Here is a 21760-nt window from a genome sequence, read left to right as displayed (position 1 = left end):
TATCCCACCGACAAGGATGCCTACGCAAAGCGACGCGTCGCCGTCATGAAGGAACACATCTACCGTGTCGACTAGTGTGGTGTCAGCTAAGTTCCTTACTTTATAAATGGGCGTATCTGGCGTCAACGGAGTCAGGGCATCCTGCCCTGATATAATAGTGTTGGTTGGGCACTAGGGCGGGACGCCCTAGCTCCGTTAGCTCTCACAACGCTTAAGAACGAGGTGTCTTTCTGAAGCTTACTTAGCTGACACCACACTAGATGCAGTTCCATAATATACAGACACACTCCGGTGGGAACTGAAGCTGAAGAACGTAGTCGCTCTGCTTTAGCAGTGCGACCCGTTTTGGCGATGCGGTATTGTGTTTACTTTCTGCCGACCGACTAAAGCGGGTCGACGACGACGGACAGAATGTGGACACCCAATCCCACAATAAAACCAGCAGCGAACTATATATAAAAGTCCGCCGCTGGTTTGATTAGGCACTCCGTGGTATCGGCTACCCCAGCTTAAGGCCGGAATCCCTTCCCGCTAATCACCTGCAGGAATCCAATTTCGCTGGAGAGCTTTGGCTCAGCCCGATACTGGAACGAGTAGGCTTGGCGCTCGCTTTGAGCCAGATCCCGGTCCAAGGGCTGACCATTGATAAAGAGGCGACGTCCTTCGGAACCGATCTGATAAGTCACGCGGATCCATGTGTCGGTATCGACGGGGAATTGGCTGCTGAGTTCTGGATACCAGCCCTTCTTCGGCCAAGCCCAGTGCGTAGCGGTGATATTTCCATCGGCATCCAAAGCGATTTTCAGCGTATTGAATGGTTTCTTCAAATCGCCGCCGCTAATCAGCGTTTTGCCATAGTCCTCCTTCGAAACCTTGATCCAGAAATCGATGGCACCGGTTTGGAGATCCCGCATTCCAGCGATTTTGATCAGATTTGTATTCTGTTCGCATTCGACATCTCCCTGCCCAGGACCACCTTGCCCCAGCATTTCAGCCCATGGAAGATAGCCAGCCTGAGTCGTGGGCTCGATCTGCGCTTTGACCGACCAATTCCCCTGAAGCTGATCTTCGGTCAACGGCACCAGATACTCGACCGATGTGGTGGATGTCATCTGATCCCCGGGCAAAAGGTCACCCGATAAGCGCTGCCCAAACATCGTGATTTTACGCACTGCTCCCAAATCCTGCGGGAACCTCCAGTCGATCGTAGCGGCATCGTCTTCCTTACCGGCCCAATGCGCATAGATTTTTTCGTCGCCCTTGACGAATTCGAGGAGGAACAGATCCGGATCATCCGTGCCCTCAGGAACAATCCGGCGGCTGAACTGATAGCCGTCCAGCACACGAAGCGTCGCCATGTAAGCACTACCAGTTTGACGCGGCACGTAGTATGGATGGGCCGTATGCAGGCCATAACGATGCTCGCTGTTTGTCGGGCTCGAACCCGCATTCATAATATCAAAATAGATCGAAATCGGAAAATCGAGCATGATGCTCAGCAGCATCTGGCGCGGCACGCGGATGGCTGCCCCGAGCTCTCCGTAGCGCGTGGAAGGGAAGCCCCACTCGCTATTCATGATCGGTGGCGGGGTTTGTCCGTCCTTCAAGTAGGGCGTCATCAGCTCGTGAATGATATCCATGTCCAGCAAAACATCTTCAGGCCGGTTACGACGGTAAGGGTGGAAGCTGAAAACATCCACATAATCAAGGAGCCCATTTTTGAAGCAGTATTTCATGAAATCCTTGGAGAAGGTCTTGTAAATCGAAGGCCCTGCAATGATGGCATCCGGATCCACTTCACGGATCGCGGGACACACCACTTTGATTAATGCCATGTATTCTGCGGGATCGTTTCCCTTCCAGAAGCCCGCGTTGTTTGGCTCGTTCCAAATTTCCCAGACAACCTTCTGGTCTTTATATCGCTTAACCAGTTCAGTCGAAAAATGGGTAAAGCCCGCACGTCCTTCGTCTGTGACAATCTTCCTCTGACCATGTGGCTCATAGAGCGGATTGGTATAATCCAGAATCGCAACGACTCCAAGGTCACGCGCCTTGGCGTCGGACATGAGCTTGTCGATTTGAGAGAAGTCGATCTCGCCCTTGACGGTTTCCTGCTTGTGCCAGGCCATGTCCATGCGAATCCATTTAGCCCCAACCGATTCACAGGCATTCATCCCTTTCTCATTGTCATACCAGCGTATATTGACCCCGTAAAGATTGGGAACGGTCTTACCCTGATCGAGCAGTTCTTGCAGATTAATTTCATCAGTCGATGCTTCAGTAGTCGTATGGGCGCTGGTCAAGCCAAGTAGACAGACGCCGGCTAAAGTCATTGAACGTAAGAGTGTTCGTGTTCTCATCATATCAGTCAGTTTGTTTATTTTCTAGTTAGCTTCTCAAATCCGGAAACCGTCCCGCTCGTTCCGACGAGCTCGTTATCCTTAAATTTATGGGTCTTTCGCGTCCTCCAGTCGTCGCCGGGGACCTTTTCCAGCTTCACCAACTCAGGGACATTCTCGATGTAGTTATCGTGTATATTGTAACCACGATCAAAGTAGGTGCGAATGAAGCGGCCGATGTTACGCACGTCATTATCGCGCAGCTCGATATCGTTGAAAATAAATGAGTAAATAAATGCCACCCTCGAGGCATCAAAGCCGGGTTCGACGATAACCTTGGTCCTTTCGATGAGCGCATCATGACCGGCACGATTACCACCAACACGGCCATCACCACCCAGATTGAAAATACAGGTATGGGTCGGGTTCGTGATCGTATTGTCCCATGCGTGGAAATTCTGTGAGCCGATCAGCTTATTCGAATACTTACCGCCGCCGATGTCCGCATGGCCAAAGAAGCACAGGCCGCCACCGGTCGCCTTATTGTTGTAGAACTCAACATTCCGGCAGTTGAAAAGATCCATGAAGTTATGCGCCCCCTTCGTGCTGGCGTATGCTTCGTTGTCGTGGATCTTGATGTTGGAGCTCTTTGTCATCTGGCAATATTCGTGATGATGCGTATCGCTCCTCACAGTGTTGTAGGCGAATTCGATGTCGTGTGAGCCCCGCTCCGGCACAGGGATCGTATCAAAATTACCACCATTGATCCGGAAGACATAGCCTCCGCCCTTCCCCCAGAAATTGTTTTCGGTAATGCTCGCATTGGCCGGGCAATGAAAATGAAAACTTTTGGGCACCTGGCTGGTTTCCTTGTCGTCGCTGACCACCGTATTCCCCTTGCAAACCAGGCTCTTGATCATGGTGTGCGCGTCACTGCCCGGATGATCGCCTTCCGTGGTGTAGACCTTCCCGAAATTACCCGCAGTCGTATAGCCCTGAAACTCACATCCCTCGATCCTCAGCGACTCGATGTAGCATTGTGCATTGAAAACAGCGGAACGGTTTTCCGCATCGCCCTCATCGACGAACTTTAGATTCTTCAAGGCAATGACCTTTGGAAAAGGATCCACATCAGTCTTGCTACCGAGGATCTGGAATGCCGTGAAGTAAGGAGTATGGCGTCCGTTCAGCTTGAGCGGCTTCAAGTTATTACCCGTCCGGATCGTCACATCCCCCTCCCCCTTCATGATCAGGTGGAGCTCCTCCGGAACCAGAACCGGCGTTTCCATAAGGTAGCTGCCTGCAGGAAAAACCATACAATCTTCCGGGCTCTTCCCTGCCGCTTCAATAGCGGCTTGAATAGCGGGACCGGCATCCGTATCCGAATTCGGCACTGCGCCAAAATCGGCTACGGAATAGTCCCGAGCGGATAATACGGATGCGAACATCAGTGGCAGACACCACATCGTTCGAACGAATCGTTGTTTCAGTTTCATAATTCTAAAACGGGTCTCTCGAAAATCTTCTGTTACTTCTTTTCCGGGAGTAATTCAGAGGGGATGGATTCCAGATTGATGATATGCTTTATCCCTCCACGAGCGTCGTTAAATACGATGAGAAGGGTGCGACGTGTCGGGAAAACGGGAACGATTTTTTCCTCGATCAGATCCCAATCTCCACCCTTTCGAACAGCGACTTTCATGCGGTAGGCTTGGCTTCTCGGGGAATATTCCAGCACCTTGATCTCGCCGGGCTGTAGGATTGCGGTCTCCAGATTCATTTTTAAGGCGACTTCCGTATCGGCCTTAGTGAGGTTGTAGGCGGTCAGTGCACCCGGACGAATGTTTTCAAAGCGGTCGACGACGACCCGAGCGGTGAAAGGCAACACCCCTTCACCTTTAGAGCGTTCCAGCAAAACGAAAAAGTTGCCCGGTTCTTCCGGAAGTGAAAACGATGCGAGCACCTTCCGCTTCGGTTTGCCGGAATCAGGATCGCGAACCTCTGTATAGAGTTCGACCGGTTGCTTATCCGGAACATCGATCGAATCTGATAGACTGTTCAGAGATAGCCCCAGTGAAATAGGCGCCCCATCCAATTCAGCAAACACTTCCCCTTTGATCTGCGCTAAGGGCAGGAAGCGGATGGTCGCTTGGGGCAAATTCGCCTGCCCCCAAAGACATGGGATGCAAGCAATCGAAAGAAAAATTATATAGCGAAGTCTCATATTTCTTCTGCGCTCAGCCACCGGAAGTGAACGATGGTAAATTGACGGCCAAATTTCAGGTTATCGGAACTCACGAGCTCACCGGGGCTCAAGGTCGCGTCCTCCGAGTCGTCCACATATTCAGGAAGACGCTGCACGATCGCTTCGCACCAGGCACGACCCGCAGGCACATTCGTTACCGGATTCAGGGTTTCACCGTAAGCCCGGATCACAAAGGTATCTGATCGTGCGGACAAGCCAGGCCCGAGCGAACTCATCATATCTGCCTGGGAAAGCATCTTGTTTATGACGCCGGAACGACGTTGATGCGGGGCTTGATAAGCACCGTCATCGGCGCGATACGCATCCAAGTCGTAATCCGACGCATAGGATGCGTCGCCAACATATATCGGACTATCATCCAAGGCATGGTTAACTGAATGCTCATATGGATTGCTTAAGTCGGGGTCGTAGGTCTGATTGATCGCCGCTTGTAGAACTCCATGTAAACCGGACTTTGTATTCACTAATCTCCGGTTCACAAAGTCTGCCATAGAGAGAAAGGGACCGCGCATTTTTACTTCCTCGACAATTTCTTTCGCCAAGGCATTGACCACCACCTCCAGTTCAGTCGGCATCGTATTAATGTTCAGAGTATCCAGGAGCAATTCGCGGTTATCTCTGAAATGAGTCGGGATTTGATTACTACCCGCTTTTGCATAGAGATCGCCATCTCCAGTAGAAATCCGCGGCATGGCCACATTTAAGGGCATCGTCTCATACACTTTCGTATCCACATTGTATTTGGTGTAGGCCAACTGATTCCCACCGGATAGGATCGCCCGCCAAGCCTGCTCTGATGTCGAATTGATATTAAAACTGCCAGCCAGCATCAGATTGGCAGCCGCTTGTTTGTAAGCCTTGCTACCATTTAACTCATCAATATCCGGCGCATTTCCATCTGCTTGTTCATGGTAGCGAATGCGTGCATTAGGTAATGGTTTCGCATCATCCACATCTTGCTGTTTCCAATCATTCGGAAACGTTGAAACAAAGAAGCGATCCCAGAACATTCGGTTCACATGCCAGGAGATATCATAATAGCCGTGCGTGAAGGTCGTATCAGTAGCCCCCATTAATTTCCCGGACTCATAGGTCAAATGACGATTGTTTCCACTCGGACCGCCTAAGCGGAAATCGGCCTCACTATTGCCAAATGCATACGATGGGTAGGCATCCACTTGTGAGAATGGTGCCTGCTGCAACTGTCCCAGAGACATCAAAGACACAGATCCTGAATGTCGTGCTTCGAAAAAGATTCCGTTATTGTAGGTGTCTGAACTTGTGGTAGTTCCGGCCTTGGCATACTTGGAGTCGTTGGATCGCCCCGTATTCAAACGAGCCAAATCGCCCTCGTCATATCGATCAGCCAAGGCAATTGGAACTAAGCCCTGTATCGTGCCCCCGCCCATATCGACCGCACCCCCAAAAGTAATATTACCACTCATTTGCGAGTCGTCGTATTCCGTGCGCGTGGACAAGGGTGCACGCGGATTCGACTGACTCAGCCAACGCAGCGGCATCATCCCCCCACAGTGGCTGTTCTGCCCTCGGCCTTCCAGATAAGTTTGAAACTTAAAGATCGCCCTTGGATTGATCGGATCCGTGAGCTCATCCGTGCTCATCAAATTTCCCCTCCAATTTTGTGAAAGATTACCGTTCGAGCGAACCGCATAAATGCCGTTCACACTGCTCTCCCTGGATAGCATACGGACGTTGTCGACGACCTGAAAATATTGTTGAGTATCCAAACCATCCTCAGGCGCCAGCACGACCTGCATCGGATCGCCGTTCATGTCCGCGGGTGAAAGAAAGACCATGAATTTATGCCGATTCATCGGCGTATAGAGTCCAAGGTCCACGCCCGTATGCATCACACAGTAGGTGCCTTTGAAGGCAAAACGGTCCGCACGCAGCATTGCATTGGAACCGGTATACGCCTGCTCGTTGTCCGGATCATATTCCGGATGATGCAGGATGGTCGTCCCCGGAGCCAGTTCCTCGGTCGTCACTTTGAAACTGAAGAAATCGTCGCGCCCCGAACTGCCGCGCGTGCCCTCTTTATAGACACTGAAGTCATAGCTATCGATCAGGTTGTTCACCTGCAATTCGTTATTCTCGATGCTACCATTGCCACTCGTATCCTCGACTGAGTGCACTTGAAACTGCACTTTGGAACCCACTGCATTGACCGCAAAACCGACATCGTAAGTTGCCGCTGGAAGCGGCTCGTCGTAAGGATTCCACAGACCGAAAAAGGGATAGAGGCGAACCAAAAGCTCATGGCTTGTCTCATCCATGGAGAAGCCCACTCCGAATGAGAAAAAGGCAATTACCGGATGCCGTCCGGCGGTATTGCCGTCGGTCTTGTAAATTTGAGCCAGATCCTGCCCCTTTAGATAGGAACGAAGCTGTCCCCAGGTCGGCAGGCCAAAGTCGTCGCTGCCTTCAGCGGGAAAAATAGTATCGGAGTCAACCGGGGCTCCGGAGGCTCCATTTATTGCAGCCATCAGCTCCTTCTTCAATCCACCGGCGTAAGTATCGGCCAACACGCCCGAGCTAAAAGCTGTCATATCATGAAAGTGCTCCCGGATCGCATCCTGCAAATCACCGCCTGCCGACTCCGACGCAATCCGCAGCTGGTCGGTTTCGCTGACCACTCCAAGCTGCTCGCTGGGGATATCCGTATACGACGCCCCAATGGCTCCCCCACCCGTCGCATCCATCATTTCAATGCCGGCACGCTGGGAAGTCAGAAAACTGTAGACCTTATTCGCGTCCGCATCAGACGCAGCGCTTTGCTGCTGATAGTTCTCCTCCAGATTCACACGCGCCTTCATCCCCTCGTCACCCACCCAGTAGGCATAACGCCCGGCAGTGCCCCCCTCGCTGGCTTCGATCTCCACCGCAGGTGCGATGACATAATCCACATCCGAATCATCGGCAGTCGTCGTCGGAGCACCAACGAGCAAGCGGGCGGGTTGATTCGCGATCTTTAGATCGTCGGAAAAGGCGTCCACACTTAGCATGGCCGTCGGCGTCGTCGAAACTCCGGGGCTGTAGACTGGATTGGAAGTTCCCTGAACCGCTCCATCCGACTCCACGGTATAAGTTTCAAGCCCCTCGTTGCCACTGACCAACCAGTTAAGCAAGCGCGGTGCGTTGACAGATCCGGTCGTCGTGTCGAGGTCATTGGCGATTTGCGACGGGCTCTTGGAATAGTCTCCGGCATTCCCATTGCCCCAAGCCGCCAGCCAATGGCTTTGCCCGGCCCCTGGTGCGGTCGTCAGTCCATTTGCATTCGCACTGTCGTATAAATCCGCACGGGTTGTCGTCCGTTGGTCCGGCCCCAGATTCTTCTGCAGCTGCCCCAAGGCAATCGACAGTCCAAGCATGGCATTCTCCCGCGCCAAGGCCTGCTCCTGCCCCGTTGCAGCAACTTTAGTTTCAACCCGGCTCAGCGCGACAAAGGACAAACAGAGCAAGAGGATGAAGGCCATCAAACTCAGCGCAATGATGAGCGCAAAACCGGAATCCCGCCCATTCTTGGATCGCGCGAGGGGGAAATTGACCGAATTTCGGGGAGAACGGAGCATTTCAGATGGGGACAGCTAGATATTCTGACGGGATATCAATGCCCGGACACTCTCAAAACCCATCGGACAAAACAACGACCTGCATGTTGGACGCGTCCAAGAACAGGCCGGAAGCCGGATGAATTAGGCTGTGGGTAAGTAGCAAAGTCGGTCGGGGTTGGGATTACGATTCGACGAGTCATTAAGTAGAGCAACGCACCTCTAAATGCAATGCATTTCAACGAACAAGAGGCAGTCGAGTGAGATTCAGAAGTGAGTTGAATGAAGCCGTGTCAGCACCGCGACTGACACGGCTTCATTCACTAAGAATTTCGACTTCGCGACAAGCACCGGAGCTGCGCAAACGCGTGCGCAGATTCTAAACCCTATTTGCGACGGCGGCGAACCATGGCAACCCCCAGACCACCCACACCTAAAATCATAGCAAACGTAGCAGGCTCGGGAATACTCGTAACCGCAAAATCCTCCCAGAGTGAAGTGATTTGACCGCGCACACCAACGTATCCGGAAGAATAAGTGCTATCGGTCACCTCCAATGTCGCCGCAGAAGCACCGCTATCATTAAAGACTTCGGCCGAAATGGTATTACCCTCGAAACTTGCAACGACCGTCCAAGTTTCGCCAACTACATAGTTACCACCGGAAAAACTAGCCTGTCCCAATAGGGTCGGACTGCCGCTATCAAAACGATAAATTTGTAAGGCTGAGCTATTAAACATGCGGACCGTGTAGAAGCTATCTCCAGCCAAATTGCTCCGGGCAACAATGCCGGTCGCCCCGGAAGACGACTTCCGAATGGCGGACGAAATCGTAAAATCACCGAGCGCACTCGTTGTATAACCTGCGGTCACTGAACCTACGTAAAGAGCTAGCCCGTTGCTGCTGGCTGCATCGTAGCGAAAATCCCCACCGCCATCGATGCGAAAGCCCGAAGTCGTCTCATCGCCGGTAGCCCCCTGCACAACAGACCAATCTGTTGGAATTGTATAAATTGTGTCAGGAAAATCCGTCTGGTAAATGGTCTCAGCCTGCACAGATAAAGCAAGCATCAGTGAAGAGAAAAAAGCGGCAGGTTTCAGTAGTTTCATCAGATGGTCAATGGGTTGGGGTTTTAGTTTGTAATATATTACATTGGTAAACTTTAGGACAGACCAAAGCACTCGCAAGAAAAGAGCCTTGTCTCTCCTCTTTATAATTTTGTTTATTCTGCAGATAATCCTCATATAAAACAAACAACCCAGGCGCTGCGATGGACACACAACTCTACTACTCAAACTGGCACGACCTGACTTCCTACCTTATCTGGATCTATAAAGGAAAGCCGGTTCGAATCCGCGGCCGATATGAGAATCAATATCTCTCTGCATGGCTGATCCTTCGTGGCCATCTACACTTCGGCCAAAATCCCGCACAACCAGTCAACGCAGGGAACTGGGTCTTCCTCCCGGTCGGGCAAGAGTCACATGTTTTCTCAAAAGACGCAGAGATCATTTCAGTTAAGTTTACCCTGAAATGGCCGGACGGACAGATGCTTTACAATTGCCGGGGCCTTCAGGTCTTACCTAAAAAACAGTTTCCAAGCCTAAGGCAAAGTGCTGAAGCACTTCTTCGCTTCACAAATCAGCATTCCATCGTGGATAAGTATCTTAGCCAACAGAAGTCGCTCGATCTAAAGTCCTATATCCAAACGCATCAATTATATCAGAATTGGCTACTCGCCTACATGGAAGCCATGCAAGCGCTGAATCAAGACATGCATATATCTCACCGCGTGGATGAAAGGGTCTTGGCTGCTAAAAAAATGCTGGATACCCACTCACTTGAAAAGCCCTTGCAACTTAAAGCTGTGGCAGCGAAAGCAGGCCTAAGCTTTGGCCACACCGATGCGCTCTTTCACAAGAACTACGGGCAGACCATGCGCAGCTACTTCGACAACCGTAAATACCTCGCAGCCCAACATTGGCTGGCCAAAACGGATCAGCCGATCAAGGAAATCGCTTTCAAACTCGGCTTCAAAGACACCGCCGCCTGCACCCACTGGTTCAAGAAGAAATCAGGTGTCCCACCGCTCAGCTATCGGCAATCCCATGCGTGAAGCGCGAGCAGTGAAAACTTTGCCACGACATCAGGCAGACTAGGAACCGAGCCCTAGACCATCCACCTACCGGCTGGGATTTCCCCAAGCGACTTTAGCCTTGATTTGCAATGCATTTCATAAAACATAGCCAAGCCCCTCCCCCATCAAATCATTCAAACCAACAAGCTACGCCGAGATATCGAGATAAGTTGGCGTCAGATTCCCTCAAAGGCTGACAGAAATCAGACCGGGCCTCTCGGCTGAACCCCGCCTTTCACCCCAACCCCAACCCCAACCCCACAATGAGAAGAAGATATATCGCAACGATTATAGTATCCTTGTTCTGCGCTCAAATGGCTCATGCCAGCGACCCCTCGGTATTTGATGTGACTGACTATGAGTCCTACCGAGACAGCAACAACCCGAATGATGATGGCCCCCTCTTCCGGGCAGCGATCAGCGATGCCAAAGATTATGTCGCGACAAACGGCGTTCCCGCCACGGTCGAAATCCCCTCCGGAACCTATACGATTGGTCCCGACCCGGCGAACAATGGCGCTCACCTCAAAATCGCGCTAGCCGAAATGTTGACCATCAAAGGTATCCCCGACGCCACACTGATCATGACCGACTGGCAACATGACGGCATGGTCATCAGTGCCTCCAGGGAAGTCAGTCTGGAGAATATAACGATCGACTATGATCCGCTTGCCTACACGCAAGGCACGATCACATCAGTCGATACCACAAACAAATACATCTACATGGATATCGATAGCGGCTTCCCGCTGCCGACTGCCGATCCATTCGTGAACAGCGACATCAAGGGCTATGTCTATACCGATGACAATATCGATGGCAGCTTCAACGAACACCGCATCTACTACCCGACACTGGTAACCGGGCTGAACTACCGGCTCACGAGCTTGGATAGCGTCACCACCGATCTCGTCGGCCACGACCTGGTCTTAAGCACGCGTGGTGGCACAAAAGCCATCGCGGTGGTTGTCACCGGCTCTGAGTTGAATGAAGATCCTAATAATCCCGGGGAGCATCTCGATAGCGTGACGGTCAAGAATGTCACCGTGAATGCCTCACCGACCGGCGCCTTCAATTGCAGATCCAATGACGGCATGGTGACTCTGGAGGATTGCAATATCACCGCCCCCACCGGTCGCCTACTGTCGACCAATGCCGATGGCCTGCACGCCCGCTGGAACCGGGCCCCCATCAATCTGATTGGCTGCGACTTCAGCCGCATGGGTGATGACGCCGTAAACATCACCGGCAGCTACCAAGGATTGCTCGAGCAAACCTCCGCGAATGTCATCTACGTCGAACAGCATGCCGGCTACTATGTGAATGACCACATCCGCATCACCAATCCGGAAACCGGAGAACTCATTACGGAAGCCACCATCACCGCCGTCTCCAAAGGCGTCTACACTCCGACTGCGGGCACAATATCCACGAAAATAACCGTCGCTGAAACCCTGCCGACCTTAAGCTCCGTGCTCACCCCCTTATCCGGCCGGAGCGAGGCAGATGAAGTCATCAACCTGGACTTGATCGGAGCAGGCTCCCAGATCATCGGTAACTCCTTCGGCAATAACCGGGCGCGCGGTATTATGCTTCGTTGTGATAATGCGCTGATTGAAGGGAATTATTTCTACCAACTCGATGACCCGGCCATCGTCATTGGTGAGGATTTCGCATGGCGTGAAGGCCCCGGCGGCGATGGTGCCATCATCCGGAACAATGTTTTCGAGAACATCAACCGTTCCAATATTGTCATACAAATTGCAGGTGCCACACCACCGGCAGGCTATCATGATATTGATGACATAGTGATCGAGGGAAATGACTTCTTCGACTACGGACGCGCATCCTACAACGGCCGCGGGAATGTGGGAACCGTTCTTTATGTAGAAGACACCGAAAACCTTCAATTCCTGCGCAATACGATCGGAGCAAAGAACGAGGATGCCGTCATCACCGATCCGGTCACAAATCCGGTCTATCTCAATAATTCAGGCGACCTTGCCCTGTTAAACAACAACTTCTTTGAATATACGGGCGACCAGGACTGGCTCGACACCGGCAGCGACGTTGAACAACTGCATATTACCAACCAGATCTTCAATGATCGTTTCTCATATGGCAGCGAAACAGAACTGGATGCGGCATGGTCGACTTTAGCCACCTTGGGTGGCAATCCACTCCGTCTGGGCACCAACAGCAGCATCTCGGCCGACGAACCCTTCGCCATGGTGGGCAATACCACCGTTGCCAGGGATTTGGAGATGACCATACGTGCGGACTGGCACCTTTCATTCGATATGATTCACACAGCCGCGCAACGTAGCGGATTTATCGGCCTGCTCGATGCATCCCTGGAACACGGTTATCTCGTTCAGTGGTCGTCGGGAGCTTCCACCGGAATAGAAGGCACGATTTCGATCAAAGAGATGGACTTAAGCTCGCCACTGAACAGTTGGAGTGAAACCGGCGCGACGCTCTCTTCCGCTAGCAGTGGCCACTTGAACACCACCCTTCCCTTCGCCCATATCGAACTTTCCTGGGAGGCTTCCACCGGCACGCTGACCGCCTACGTCGATGGCGTTGCAGTGACCTCAACGACCGACACCACCGCGACTTCCTTCTCAAAGATAGTCATGCGCGGGAACGGCACAGGGGCAGAAGGTGCGTCGATCTACTATGACAACATCATCGTGAACACGGAAGCCGCCTACTATCAGCAGATGGATTACGCCAGCGAAACGGAACTGGACGCCGACTGGACTCAAGCGGCTTCACAGGGTGGCAATCCGCTGCGCCTCGGCACCAATACAAGCATCTCTGCAGACCAACCCTTCATGATGCTGGGTAATGCCACTTTCTACCAGGAATTGGATAAAACGATCACGAGCGATTGGCAGCTCTCCTTCGAGATGATCCATACCTCGGCACAACGCTTGGGTTGGATTGGTTTACTTGATGACAGTGGGCAATCGGGCTACGTTGTCAGCTGGGCCTCCGGCGGCTCGACCGGGGACAGCGGCACCGTCTATATCCGCAAGGTCGACCTCGCATCCGAGCTCAGTAGCTGGTATGAAACAGGCACTTCGCTCGCCTCTGGAAGTAGCGGCCATTCCAATACGACACTCCCCTTCGCACAGTTCGACCTCACCTGGGAAGCTAGCACCGGCACGCTCACAGTTTGGGTCGATGGTTCGCAAGTGGCCACGGCAACCGATACCGACTTTGCGGGCTTCTCCAGGATTTACGTGAGAGGTAACGGCAGTGGAGCCGAAGGCGAATCGATCTACTACGATAACATCGAGCTAACGACACTGCCCTAAGACATAAAGCGATTTTGCGCCAAGCCTTCCTCCATGAGGAAGGCTTTTTTATGGTTCATCTTCGATGAGAGCAGCCTGTTCGTGGTGTCGTCGTGTCAGCGCAGTTGCGACAGAGCGCACCCCTCCAGGTGTTGTATCGTGATGTCTCGGGACGCATTGGAGGGCGGGTCTCCGTGACCGCCGCAGCGATGCCCGTCGGTTGCCTGCAGTCCTATTCGCGTGGCGTTCCGCAAGGCTCGCGGTTGCGACGGAGCGCAACCCTCCAGGTGGTATAACAGGATGTCGCGGGACGCAATGGAGGGCGGGCCTCCGTGACCGCCGCAGCGATGCCCGTCGGTTGCCTGCAGTCCTATTCGCGTGGCGTTCCGCAAGGCTCGCGGTTGCGCTCCGTCGCAACCCTCCAGGTGGTATAACAGGTTGTCGCGGGACGCAATGGAGGGCGGGCCTCCGTGACCGCCGCGGCGTTGTCAGTCCGGTTGTCAGCGGTGTTGTAGCGTGAGGTTCGGCAAGATTCGCGGTTGCGACGGAGCGCAACCCTCCAGTTCTCACACAAATCGATGGAGGGCGACATCTGAAGTCTGTCCCATAAACATCCAGGTATCTATCCGAGCGAGACATGGAGGGCGGGCCTCCGTGACCGCCGCGGCGTTGTAAGTCCGGTTATAAGCGGTGTCGTTCGCGTGGCGTTCCGCAAGGCTCGCGGTTGCGACAGAGCGCAACCCTCCAGATGGTATAACGGTGAGGACTGGAAACCCAGCCTGTGAATTTTGGATTAGTGGTGGTTGTCGAATGCCGGGCGGCGTAAATGGGGTTGTCCAGCTCCGTCTGGATATGGATTCCAAAGTGCCAAGTGAGACTGAATCCGACAAGTGCTTTCCCTTCACCTCATTCCTTTTTTGGGTCACAACCGCTGACGCTAGAGGGCCCTTCGGGCGAGGTTGGGGAGATGAACTCAGATACGGCATGTACTTGCCTCCCAAACTCCCAATCTCTAGCGCAAGCGGTTGTAAGATTTATTCGCTTTCACATAACAGGATGTCGCGGGACGCATTGGAGGGCGGGCCTCCGTGACCGCCGCAGCGTTGTAAGGTCGGTTATAAGCGGTGTTGTTCGCGCGGTGTCCGGAAAGATTCGCGGTTGCGACGGAGCGCAACCCTCCAGTTTTTCAGTGACTCTAAAATTTGGCATTTTGGGGGTTAATTGGTCAAAGCTCCTCCACTGCAAAGTGACATTCCCCGGTAATGACCATGAACGAAAAAGAGCCACCATCCACAGAGGATGGTGGCTCCTTATTTACCCTTACCCCAAATCAGCTGAACGACTCAACCGAGCGTTCTTCAAAAAGTTTACGGGTTCTCCACATCCAGATGGGTAATCCGGATATCGTCATCCTTGCCTTCGTTGTGGCTCTGCAAATCAATCCAGCAATCCTTGCCGGCCACATTCTCAAAGGTGTTGCCTCTGACCTCGAACGAATAGAACCCCTGAGGGCCCCAGATCATGCTGCGACCAAAGGCGACATGGACACCATTGTGAGGCAGGTCCTTGAAGGTATTGTTTTCAATCAACACCCGGCCACGATCACCTCGACGCAGGGGCGTGCCGAAAAGGATACCGGAGTGGGCGATGTGCTGGCCACAGTTCTCAATCAGGTTGCCCCGCACGGTGAGCTCGTTCATCGCCCAGCCCATGCCCGGCTGATAGACATAGACCCCTGAAAGGTAGGCGTCCTTGATTTCATTATCGAGCAGCTGGGCCTTCCCGGAAATGACCACGATACCGGCACCTTCGATCGTCCCGTTGATCCGGTTCTTTTTCACACTGACATAATCGCTGTCGCGAAGAATCGATCCATACGAATCGATGTGAATCGCACTGTCGCGGGTGCCTTCGATCTGGTTACCAGCGAGCTCAACCTGGCAGGAACCTTCAATACGGATGCCGTATTGGCCGGAATTCTGAATCACAGAATCATGCACAAGTCCTTCGTTCACCGTATCCAATAGGACGGCCGGACCACAACCACCTTGCGTGGTGATATTCTTTGCCAGCACTCCACGGCATCCGGAGAAGTCGAGCAACGAGCGGCTGCGCCGCAACGGAGCCGTCTGATCGGTCGTAAGCATCACGCTCTGGACTGCAACATTCTCACATCCGATGAAACGGATTCCCTGGTGATCGAGACTGACGAAAACCAGTTTACTGCCGGCACCGTCGCCTTTGATTTGAATATTCTTTCGTTGGGCGATGCGGATGTGCTGCTTGATTTTAGTATAAGGGAATGATGCGTAGTCCTCCATCGGTGCGATGTGATACGTTCCTTCCGGCACATAGATCGTGCCACCAGCTGCAGGCAAAGCCGCCAACGCTTTCTGGAATGCTTCCGTATCGTTGTGTTTACCATTCCCTTTCGCGCCATAATCGCGAACATTCACCACGGCTTCGCCGATCACGCCAAGGATATCCGCTTCCTTCGGTGCGTCGAAATCCCTATACTCCGTCTTCGCGCGGGCAAAGGCATACACGTCGGTGTATTCCGAATCGATTGGCCCCACGGTAAACCCGGCTGACACGTCATCCCCCCCATTGGACTGAACGACTTTCTCCGTAGTCCGATTCCCCATCACCTTGGCATTGACAAACCGGCCCTCCAGAAGAATGGGTTCCGCATTCTTCACAAATGCATTATCCTCCAAGGTCAGGTTGATAAAGTTTTCCTCTTCCGGATTCTTTCCCGCCAGTAAATTGAGCCCCGTTCCACCGGCTGACTCGACACGGTTCTGTGAGAACACGGTATCCAAGTTGCCACTGGAACGTATACCGACGGCTTCAGCACCGAAGATGCGGTTGCCGGTAATCTCGCCATTTCGACCACTCACCGACATGGCCGATGAATAATTCGACTTGGATTGATCCCAGCGTGGGTTACCCGGTCTCGCAGCCAAGCCCGTGCGGACCATGGTATTGTCAAGAACACGGTAATTCGAAAGTGCCCCATAGGCGGTGATCCCATTGCCGTAGGTGCGCTCGATCCAGTTGCCTTCGACCAGGATATCATCGCCACACATGATGTAGCCGCGACCGAATCCGGGGCCGATCAAAGTGTTGTGAAGAAAGCGGTAGCCATGGCTCGGGGTGTCACGATGCTTTGTGTAATAGATCATGGACGTGTTGTCATCCATGGGCTCTTCCATGTAGTTATAGGCCACGGTGGCCTCATCACAGTCATCCACCTTGACGTTATCCGCGCGGGTATTGCGGATATCGCAGTCCACCACCCAGATATCTTTGGAATAGAAAAAGCCGAGTCCCAGATCGCCCTGGTCCACGTGGACATTGATCAATTGGATATTCTGGGACTTTGTCGTCCTGAAAGCATTGCCGGTTTTGACGTCACCGGCACGGCGCTGACGATTGAACGGCGTCGAAGTCAGCGACAGATCACGAAGGGATACATTCACCCCTTTATCAATCATCAAGCAGTTGGCGTGAAAGGCGTAGTGGCTCAAGGTTTCCGTGAATTCAAATTCGAGCACGGACTCCATGCCCTCCCCGACAAAGTGGATATTCTCCAAGCCTTCGTCGCCGCCGGGATGCCAAATATTTCCGGGTTTGGTTTTCCCATAGGCGGTGATCATCGAAGCCGGATTCTCCTCATCCAATTCGAAGTGATATTTTCCCTTCGGTATAAACAGGACACCGCCCCCCTGCTCCTTCAACATTGCAACCCCACGTTCAAAATAGGGGTTGGCAATTTGTTCGCCATCCCCCAGCGCTCCGAGCTCCTGCACGTTGACGACCGGCATGCTCGCATAATCGAAGCGTGGCATGTCCTCGAGACCCGGACGGTTGTAGAATGAATCCGGCAGATTCTCGATTTTCTTTACCTGACTTGATGCAATCGAACAGCTCGTCAGCAATTGAACAATGAGAACAGCGGCGCAGGTAATCGATATCTTCGATTTCAGGAAATAATGGAGCATAATAATTTGGGGATGAAGATACAGTGCACTTCAATGTAATGCATTGCACTGTCAATTGAAAATGTAGAATTTATGGAGGGAAACCGCTAGCTCCCCCACCGATTGTTGCCCTAGTTCAACTAGGTTAATTGGATTTTTCAGGTAGCGCAGCACCGTCCCCGGTGCGCATTGACGTCGTATAAGCGAATCATCATGGATCTTCGTGCGGTGCGAGGACGCACCGAATGGCACTTCTTTAAGGACAAATTGAAGGGTTCCTATTGCAACAAAGCGTCGCTCGTAGTGGCTGCTTTAGCTGCCATATTCAGCATCCTAAGCCACCTCGGCTCGATGGCGACTGAAGTCGCCACTACGATAAGAAGCTTAAAGTAGTGCCATTCAGGACGCACCTGCGCCACCATTTTACACAAGTTTAGGCCATTTTAACTAAGTAGAACTGGGGGCATTCAGAGGATGATCAGATATGCGCGGAACCAGTTCACGAACCAGATCATCCCGGTTCAGCACGAGAGGATTCGATAAGAGTTCCTTGCTTCCGGGATTCCGGTGCAGTCCCCAAGCATCACGCCAAGTCAGGAAGTAAACAACGCCCGAACCGATCTCCATCGCCTGTTGCGCGAGGGTGCTGTAATCATGATTCCGGTCACTGTCCGGATCCGCCGTGCTGCCCGATGGGCCGAACTCGGCAATCGCATAGGGCTTTCCCGTATGGACCATTTCCTCATAGAGGTCGGCCTTGTCCACCGGTGTCGTGCTGTAGCAATCGAAGGAGTTCATATCCACAGTGTCATTGCCGGGATACAGGTTGAGCGGATTGTTGTTCACCCAGATCAGATTATGCAGTCCGCGCTCCTTTGTGTAGTAGTCGAACATGTGCCGCCACATGGCTTTGCCCAGCTCCGGCTCCGGAGCCCCCCACCAAAACCACGCCCCCTGGGCTTCATGGAAAGGCCGGAACAGCACAACGATCCCCTCCTTCTGCAAATCTTCCAATCCGTCGGCGATCTCATCGATCTGTTGCAGATATCTTTGACCGACCTCGGTGCCGGCATCCAGCATGTCGAAATCCGCCCGTATGGAAACATCCCAGGACTTCCCTCCGGTGTAGGGATTCGACATGTGGACCGATAGAGCGGGTAAACCACCACGGGCCCAATATTCCTTCGCCAACGGGTTCACCTCACGCCAGCGCGGCGGTTTGTGGGTATGCGGCTCGGTCGAATCATCGGCCTGCTGATGCGGTTCGTAATAATCGATTCCGATAATCGCGACATGCTTGCCGGTCTGCGCGTAAATTTGATCGATCGCATCCATGCTATGCTCCGGATACCAGCCGATGAACTGCCCCGACATCAGTTTCGAGTCGGTCCGGCCCATGAGCTCATGACAGTAATCGAGCACAGCATGCACCGAAGCCGATGCCTCGGCATCGACCGGTTCTATCTTTCGAATCTCTTCTATAGGTGCATGCGCCATATCATGTGATTGTCTGCTAAATTCATATATCCGTTTGGGAAGGATGCACTCACCCAAACCCTGACTGTAAACATCTGAGATCAAGACCAGAGCGGAGACAACCAAGACGCAGATCGAACAGTTCAAAAGCAATGCTTGCGGCCTAATAGCGCTCAGGCTCCAATGTAAGTAGCCACTCCCGATGGTTGGGGCCGGCTTTACCGGAAATCAGTCGTTGCCCATCCGAAAGACCATCTTCCGGGCGCGTCGACAACTCATCCACTAGACGTTGACGCCACAGTTTCACCCGAGCCTCACTGTCCGGATCCTGAATGGCATTGTGACACTCCTGCGGATCCTGACGAAGATCAAAGAAGAACTCCTTTCCGCTCTGCGAATGCCAGACAAACTTTTCCCGACCATCCGTCACCCATTGCCAGGACGGCGCGTGCTCGCCGTGAATGTAGTCGCGAGGAAACGGGGCTTCCCCCTTCACGATTTCCATCACGCTCTCGGCTTCCACACTGTCGGGTATCGCAACGCCCCCCGCCTCCAGGAAGGTCGGCATCAGGTCGGACAAAGTCGTGGGCGTATCGCTCTGGATGCCGCGCGGGCTTTTCGTATCCTGATCCGGCATCCGAATAATCAAGGGCACCTTGGCCGAGGACTCGAAAGCATTGCCTTTGCGGAACATGTGATGATCGCCCAGCATCTCGCCGTGATCGGAGCTAAAGACAATCAGGGTGTTCTTGTATAGTCCCCGCGCCTTCAAATAGCGAATCAAACGGCCGATTTGCGCATCCAAATGGGCCAGCTGGGCATAATAAGCCCTACGACTCCGATCCAAGATCGCATCGGGTAAACGTCCGACCATCGGATCGATCCGGTCCACTTTACGGTCATTGTCCTCACACCAATCGCCGACCGGAACGGGCGGCAGCTCTTTGTCCAAAAATCTTTCGAAATAAGACATCGGCGGGTCAAAAGGCGGATGCGGTCGATGAAAGCCCAACTGCAGGAAGAACGGCCGCGTCGGATCTCGCGTTTCCAGGTATTCGATCGTATTGGTGACCTTCCAGCTATTGGGATGCAGGTTCTCATCGTGCGTCCATGGAGCCGCCAAAGGTGAATTCGAATCGAGGTCCACCCCCGTATCGCGGATGAGGCCACCCGTTTCCTTTTTCAGCCATTTACTGTAGTCACACTCGTGATCGTAGGAATGTGGAAGGTAGAACGCCATCCGTTCAAAACCAAGCCGGGCCCTCGGCGGATAGAAATGCGTCTTACCCACCAGCATCGTTTCGTAGCCGCTGTCACGCAGGCAACGCGCGTAAGTATTCCGGTAAGGCCACTCCACCCCGTCCTTGTAGCCCATGCGTCCTGTCGTCGTCGGACGCTGTCCGGTCAGAAGGGCAGCACGCGCCGCAATACAGGTAGGCGATGGCGAGTAACAGGAGCTAAAGCAGACACCCTCATGCGCCAGCTGGTCGATAAAGGGCGTCTCCGCAACCGGATGGCCTAAGTAACTCAAACTATCCCCACGCCATTGGTCGGGAAAAATGAAAAGAATGTTGGGTCGGTTCATTTAGACTACTAACGAAAAAGAAAGGGCTCGCATCAAAACTGCGAGCCCTTTCAAAGGAAATTACCCAATAAAGGTAAGGCGTATATTTAGGCCCGCTTACGACGCACACAGGTGAGACCAAGCATCGTAAGTCCCAGTAGAATCGCAGTGGTAGAAGGCTCCGGAATGCTCGCGAGACCAACCACAGATGGGTCAAAAGCACCACCGCCTTCAATACGGATACCTTGAACCACCCCGTCCAGTGAAATGGAGTCACCGGTAAAGTCACTCAGTTGAAATGTAATGCCGACTATACTCGCCACATTGTTATTGACGGTCTGATTATTTTCGTCGGCACCATGATCCAGCAACCATTGGTTCGTACCCGTAAAATCAGGATTGCTCAATGATTCGCCCAGCCCCCATGTCGACGTATCCAACGTCAGGGAATAACTGCCAATGAGGTTGCCGCTGGCATCAAGCGGACGAATCGTAATGCTTTCGGTCGAACCGACACTGTCACTGAGGAAAAACCAATCCGATGTGCCTACCGCCGTCTCGAAATCGAAATCAATCGTCCCGATATTCAGGAGCCCGGCATCCAACCGCGCACTGGCCAGCGCCGCGACACCATCGACCTCGGAACCGTTATACGACCAATAGTTGCTGTAGCCATCGGTATGGATACCGTCTCCGACGGACTGAACCGTATAGCTTTGGAAGAAGGTGAAAGAGCTGAAGGTTCCGGCGCTGGTCGTAAACGAAGTCAGCGTCGCGTTGTTATTCATCGGTGTTGGCCCCGACACCGTGGTGTCCGTCCAAGCCAAAGGTGCCGCATGACTGGAGAACACAGCCGTGGCAATACCTGCCACCATAACTAGGGATAGTTTTGTATGAGATTTCATAATTTGTGTGAGTTTGATTTAGGGGAGGTAATTTTTAATTGAATATCATTCTGAATACATAAAGTCAGTCGTCAAAGGGGCAGAGAATAGAACAGTTCAAAAGTATCTATTTTCAAGACGCCGAGCCTGCCATGCCAATCCGGTAAAATCGTCGGGCATAGTCATCAGGCAATTCATTTGAACCATCCTTCAAGCAGGAAAGGGCTCGCATCAAAA

General features: G+C 52.9%; 11 protein-coding genes. 2 read left to right on the top strand and 9 right to left on the bottom strand.

Translation table 11 applies throughout. The annotated features are described in order from the left end of the window. Positions 1 to 509: 509 nt before the first annotated feature. From O2597_RS04870 to O2597_RS04850, 5 genes are all read right to left on the bottom strand, one after another. On the bottom strand, positions 510 to 2363 hold the full coding sequence (locus O2597_RS04870) for a cellulase family glycosylhydrolase (RefSeq protein WP_269523074.1): 1854 nt from the start codon (positions 2361 to 2363) through the stop codon (positions 510 to 512). Positions 2364 to 2377: 14 nt separating this feature from the next. Then, positions 2378 to 3835: a glycosyl hydrolase family 28-related protein gene (locus O2597_RS04865; protein WP_269523073.1), complete on the bottom strand. Its 1458-nt coding sequence runs from the start codon at positions 3833 to 3835 to the stop codon at positions 2378 to 2380. Positions 3836 to 3867: 32 nt separating this feature from the next. Continuing rightward, positions 3868 to 4563 (bottom strand): hypothetical protein, encoded by a 696-nt coding sequence (locus tag O2597_RS04860; protein ID WP_269523072.1) that lies wholly within the window; start codon positions 4561 to 4563, stop codon positions 3868 to 3870. Then, positions 4560 to 8198: a hypothetical protein gene (locus tag O2597_RS04855; protein WP_269523071.1), complete on the bottom strand. Its 3639-nt coding sequence runs from the start codon at positions 8196 to 8198 to the stop codon at positions 4560 to 4562. The genes O2597_RS04860 and O2597_RS04855 overlap by 4 nt, the downstream gene beginning before the upstream one ends. A 365-nt stretch (positions 8199 to 8563) precedes the next feature. Further along, positions 8564 to 9286, bottom strand: a complete 723-nt coding sequence (locus tag O2597_RS04850; protein WP_269523070.1) for a PEP-CTERM sorting domain-containing protein — start codon at positions 9284 to 9286, stop codon at positions 8564 to 8566. Positions 9287 to 9447: 161 nt separating this feature from the next. Between O2597_RS04850 and O2597_RS04845 the strand changes: the two genes are divergently transcribed. Together O2597_RS04845 and O2597_RS04840 are read left to right on the top strand one after the other, a co-directional pair. Then, the gene (locus O2597_RS04845; protein ID WP_269523069.1) at positions 9448 to 10293 is read left to right on the top strand and encodes a helix-turn-helix domain-containing protein; all 846 of its coding nucleotides are present in this window, start codon (positions 9448 to 9450) and stop codon (positions 10291 to 10293) included. Positions 10294 to 10577: 284 nt separating this feature from the next. Continuing rightward, positions 10578 to 13637 (top strand): polysaccharide lyase domain-containing protein, encoded by a 3060-nt coding sequence (locus tag O2597_RS04840; RefSeq protein ID WP_269523068.1) that lies wholly within the window; start codon positions 10578 to 10580, stop codon positions 13635 to 13637. Between the two features lie 1346 nt (positions 13638 to 14983). Here the strand turns inward: O2597_RS04840 and O2597_RS04835 are convergent. The 4 genes from O2597_RS04835 to O2597_RS04820 all read right to left on the bottom strand — a co-directional run bounded on the left by O2597_RS04835 (position 14984) and on the right by O2597_RS04820 (position 21544). Next, positions 14984 to 17620, bottom strand: coding sequence for a right-handed parallel beta-helix repeat-containing protein (locus tag O2597_RS04835; protein WP_269523067.1), 2637 nt, complete (start codon positions 17618 to 17620; stop codon positions 14984 to 14986). 426 nt (positions 17621 to 18046) lie between these two features. After that, positions 18047 to 19096 carry a glycosyl hydrolase gene (locus O2597_RS04830; protein ID WP_269523066.1) on the bottom strand — a complete coding sequence of 350 codons (1050 nt, stop codon included), beginning with the start codon at positions 19094 to 19096 and terminating at the stop codon, positions 18047 to 18049. Between the two features lie 142 nt (positions 19097 to 19238). Next, complete coding sequence (locus tag O2597_RS04825) at positions 19239 to 20660, bottom strand: arylsulfatase (RefSeq protein ID WP_269523065.1); 1422 nt, start codon at positions 20658 to 20660, stop codon at positions 19239 to 19241. An 86-nt stretch (positions 20661 to 20746) separates the two neighbouring features. Beyond that, positions 20747 to 21544 carry a PEP-CTERM sorting domain-containing protein gene (locus O2597_RS04820; protein WP_269523064.1) on the bottom strand — a complete coding sequence of 266 codons (798 nt, stop codon included), beginning with the start codon at positions 21542 to 21544 and terminating at the stop codon, positions 20747 to 20749. Between the last annotated feature and the right edge of the window lie 216 nt (positions 21545 to 21760).

This window comes from Coraliomargarita parva, from assembly GCF_027257905.1.
Taxonomy (GTDB): domain Bacteria; phylum Verrucomicrobiota; class Verrucomicrobiia; order Opitutales; family Coraliomargaritaceae; genus Coraliomargarita_A; species Coraliomargarita_A parva.
This window is presented reverse-complemented; position numbering and strand designations above follow the sequence as displayed.

Excerpts from the sequence above, each read along its gene's own strand:
- O2597_RS04870 (WP_269523074.1), bottom strand. The coding sequence starts at position 2,363 with ATGATGAGAACACGAACACTCTTACGTTCAATGACTTTAGCCGGCGTC.
- O2597_RS04865 (WP_269523073.1), bottom strand. The coding sequence starts at position 3,835 with ATGAAACTGAAACAACGATTCGTTCGAACGATGTGGTGTCTGCCACTG.
- O2597_RS04860 (WP_269523072.1), bottom strand. The coding sequence starts at position 4,563 with ATGAGACTTCGCTATATAATTTTTCTTTCGATTGCTTGCATCCCATGT.
- O2597_RS04855 (WP_269523071.1), bottom strand. The coding sequence starts at position 8,198 with ATGCTCCGTTCTCCCCGAAATTCGGTCAATTTCCCCCTCGCGCGATCC.
- O2597_RS04850 (WP_269523070.1), bottom strand. The coding sequence starts at position 9,286 with ATGAAACTACTGAAACCTGCCGCTTTTTTCTCTTCACTGATGCTTGCT.
- O2597_RS04845 (WP_269523069.1), top strand. The coding sequence starts at position 9,448 with ATGGACACACAACTCTACTACTCAAACTGGCACGACCTGACTTCCTAC.
- O2597_RS04840 (WP_269523068.1), top strand. The coding sequence starts at position 10,578 with ATGAGAAGAAGATATATCGCAACGATTATAGTATCCTTGTTCTGCGCT.
- O2597_RS04835 (WP_269523067.1), bottom strand. The coding sequence starts at position 17,620 with ATGCTCCATTATTTCCTGAAATCGAAGATATCGATTACCTGCGCCGCT.
- O2597_RS04830 (WP_269523066.1), bottom strand. The coding sequence starts at position 19,096 with ATGGCGCATGCACCTATAGAAGAGATTCGAAAGATAGAACCGGTCGAT.
- O2597_RS04825 (WP_269523065.1), bottom strand. The coding sequence starts at position 20,660 with ATGAACCGACCCAACATTCTTTTCATTTTTCCCGACCAATGGCGTGGG.
- O2597_RS04820 (WP_269523064.1), bottom strand. The coding sequence starts at position 21,544 with ATGAAATCTCATACAAAACTATCCCTAGTTATGGTGGCAGGTATTGCC.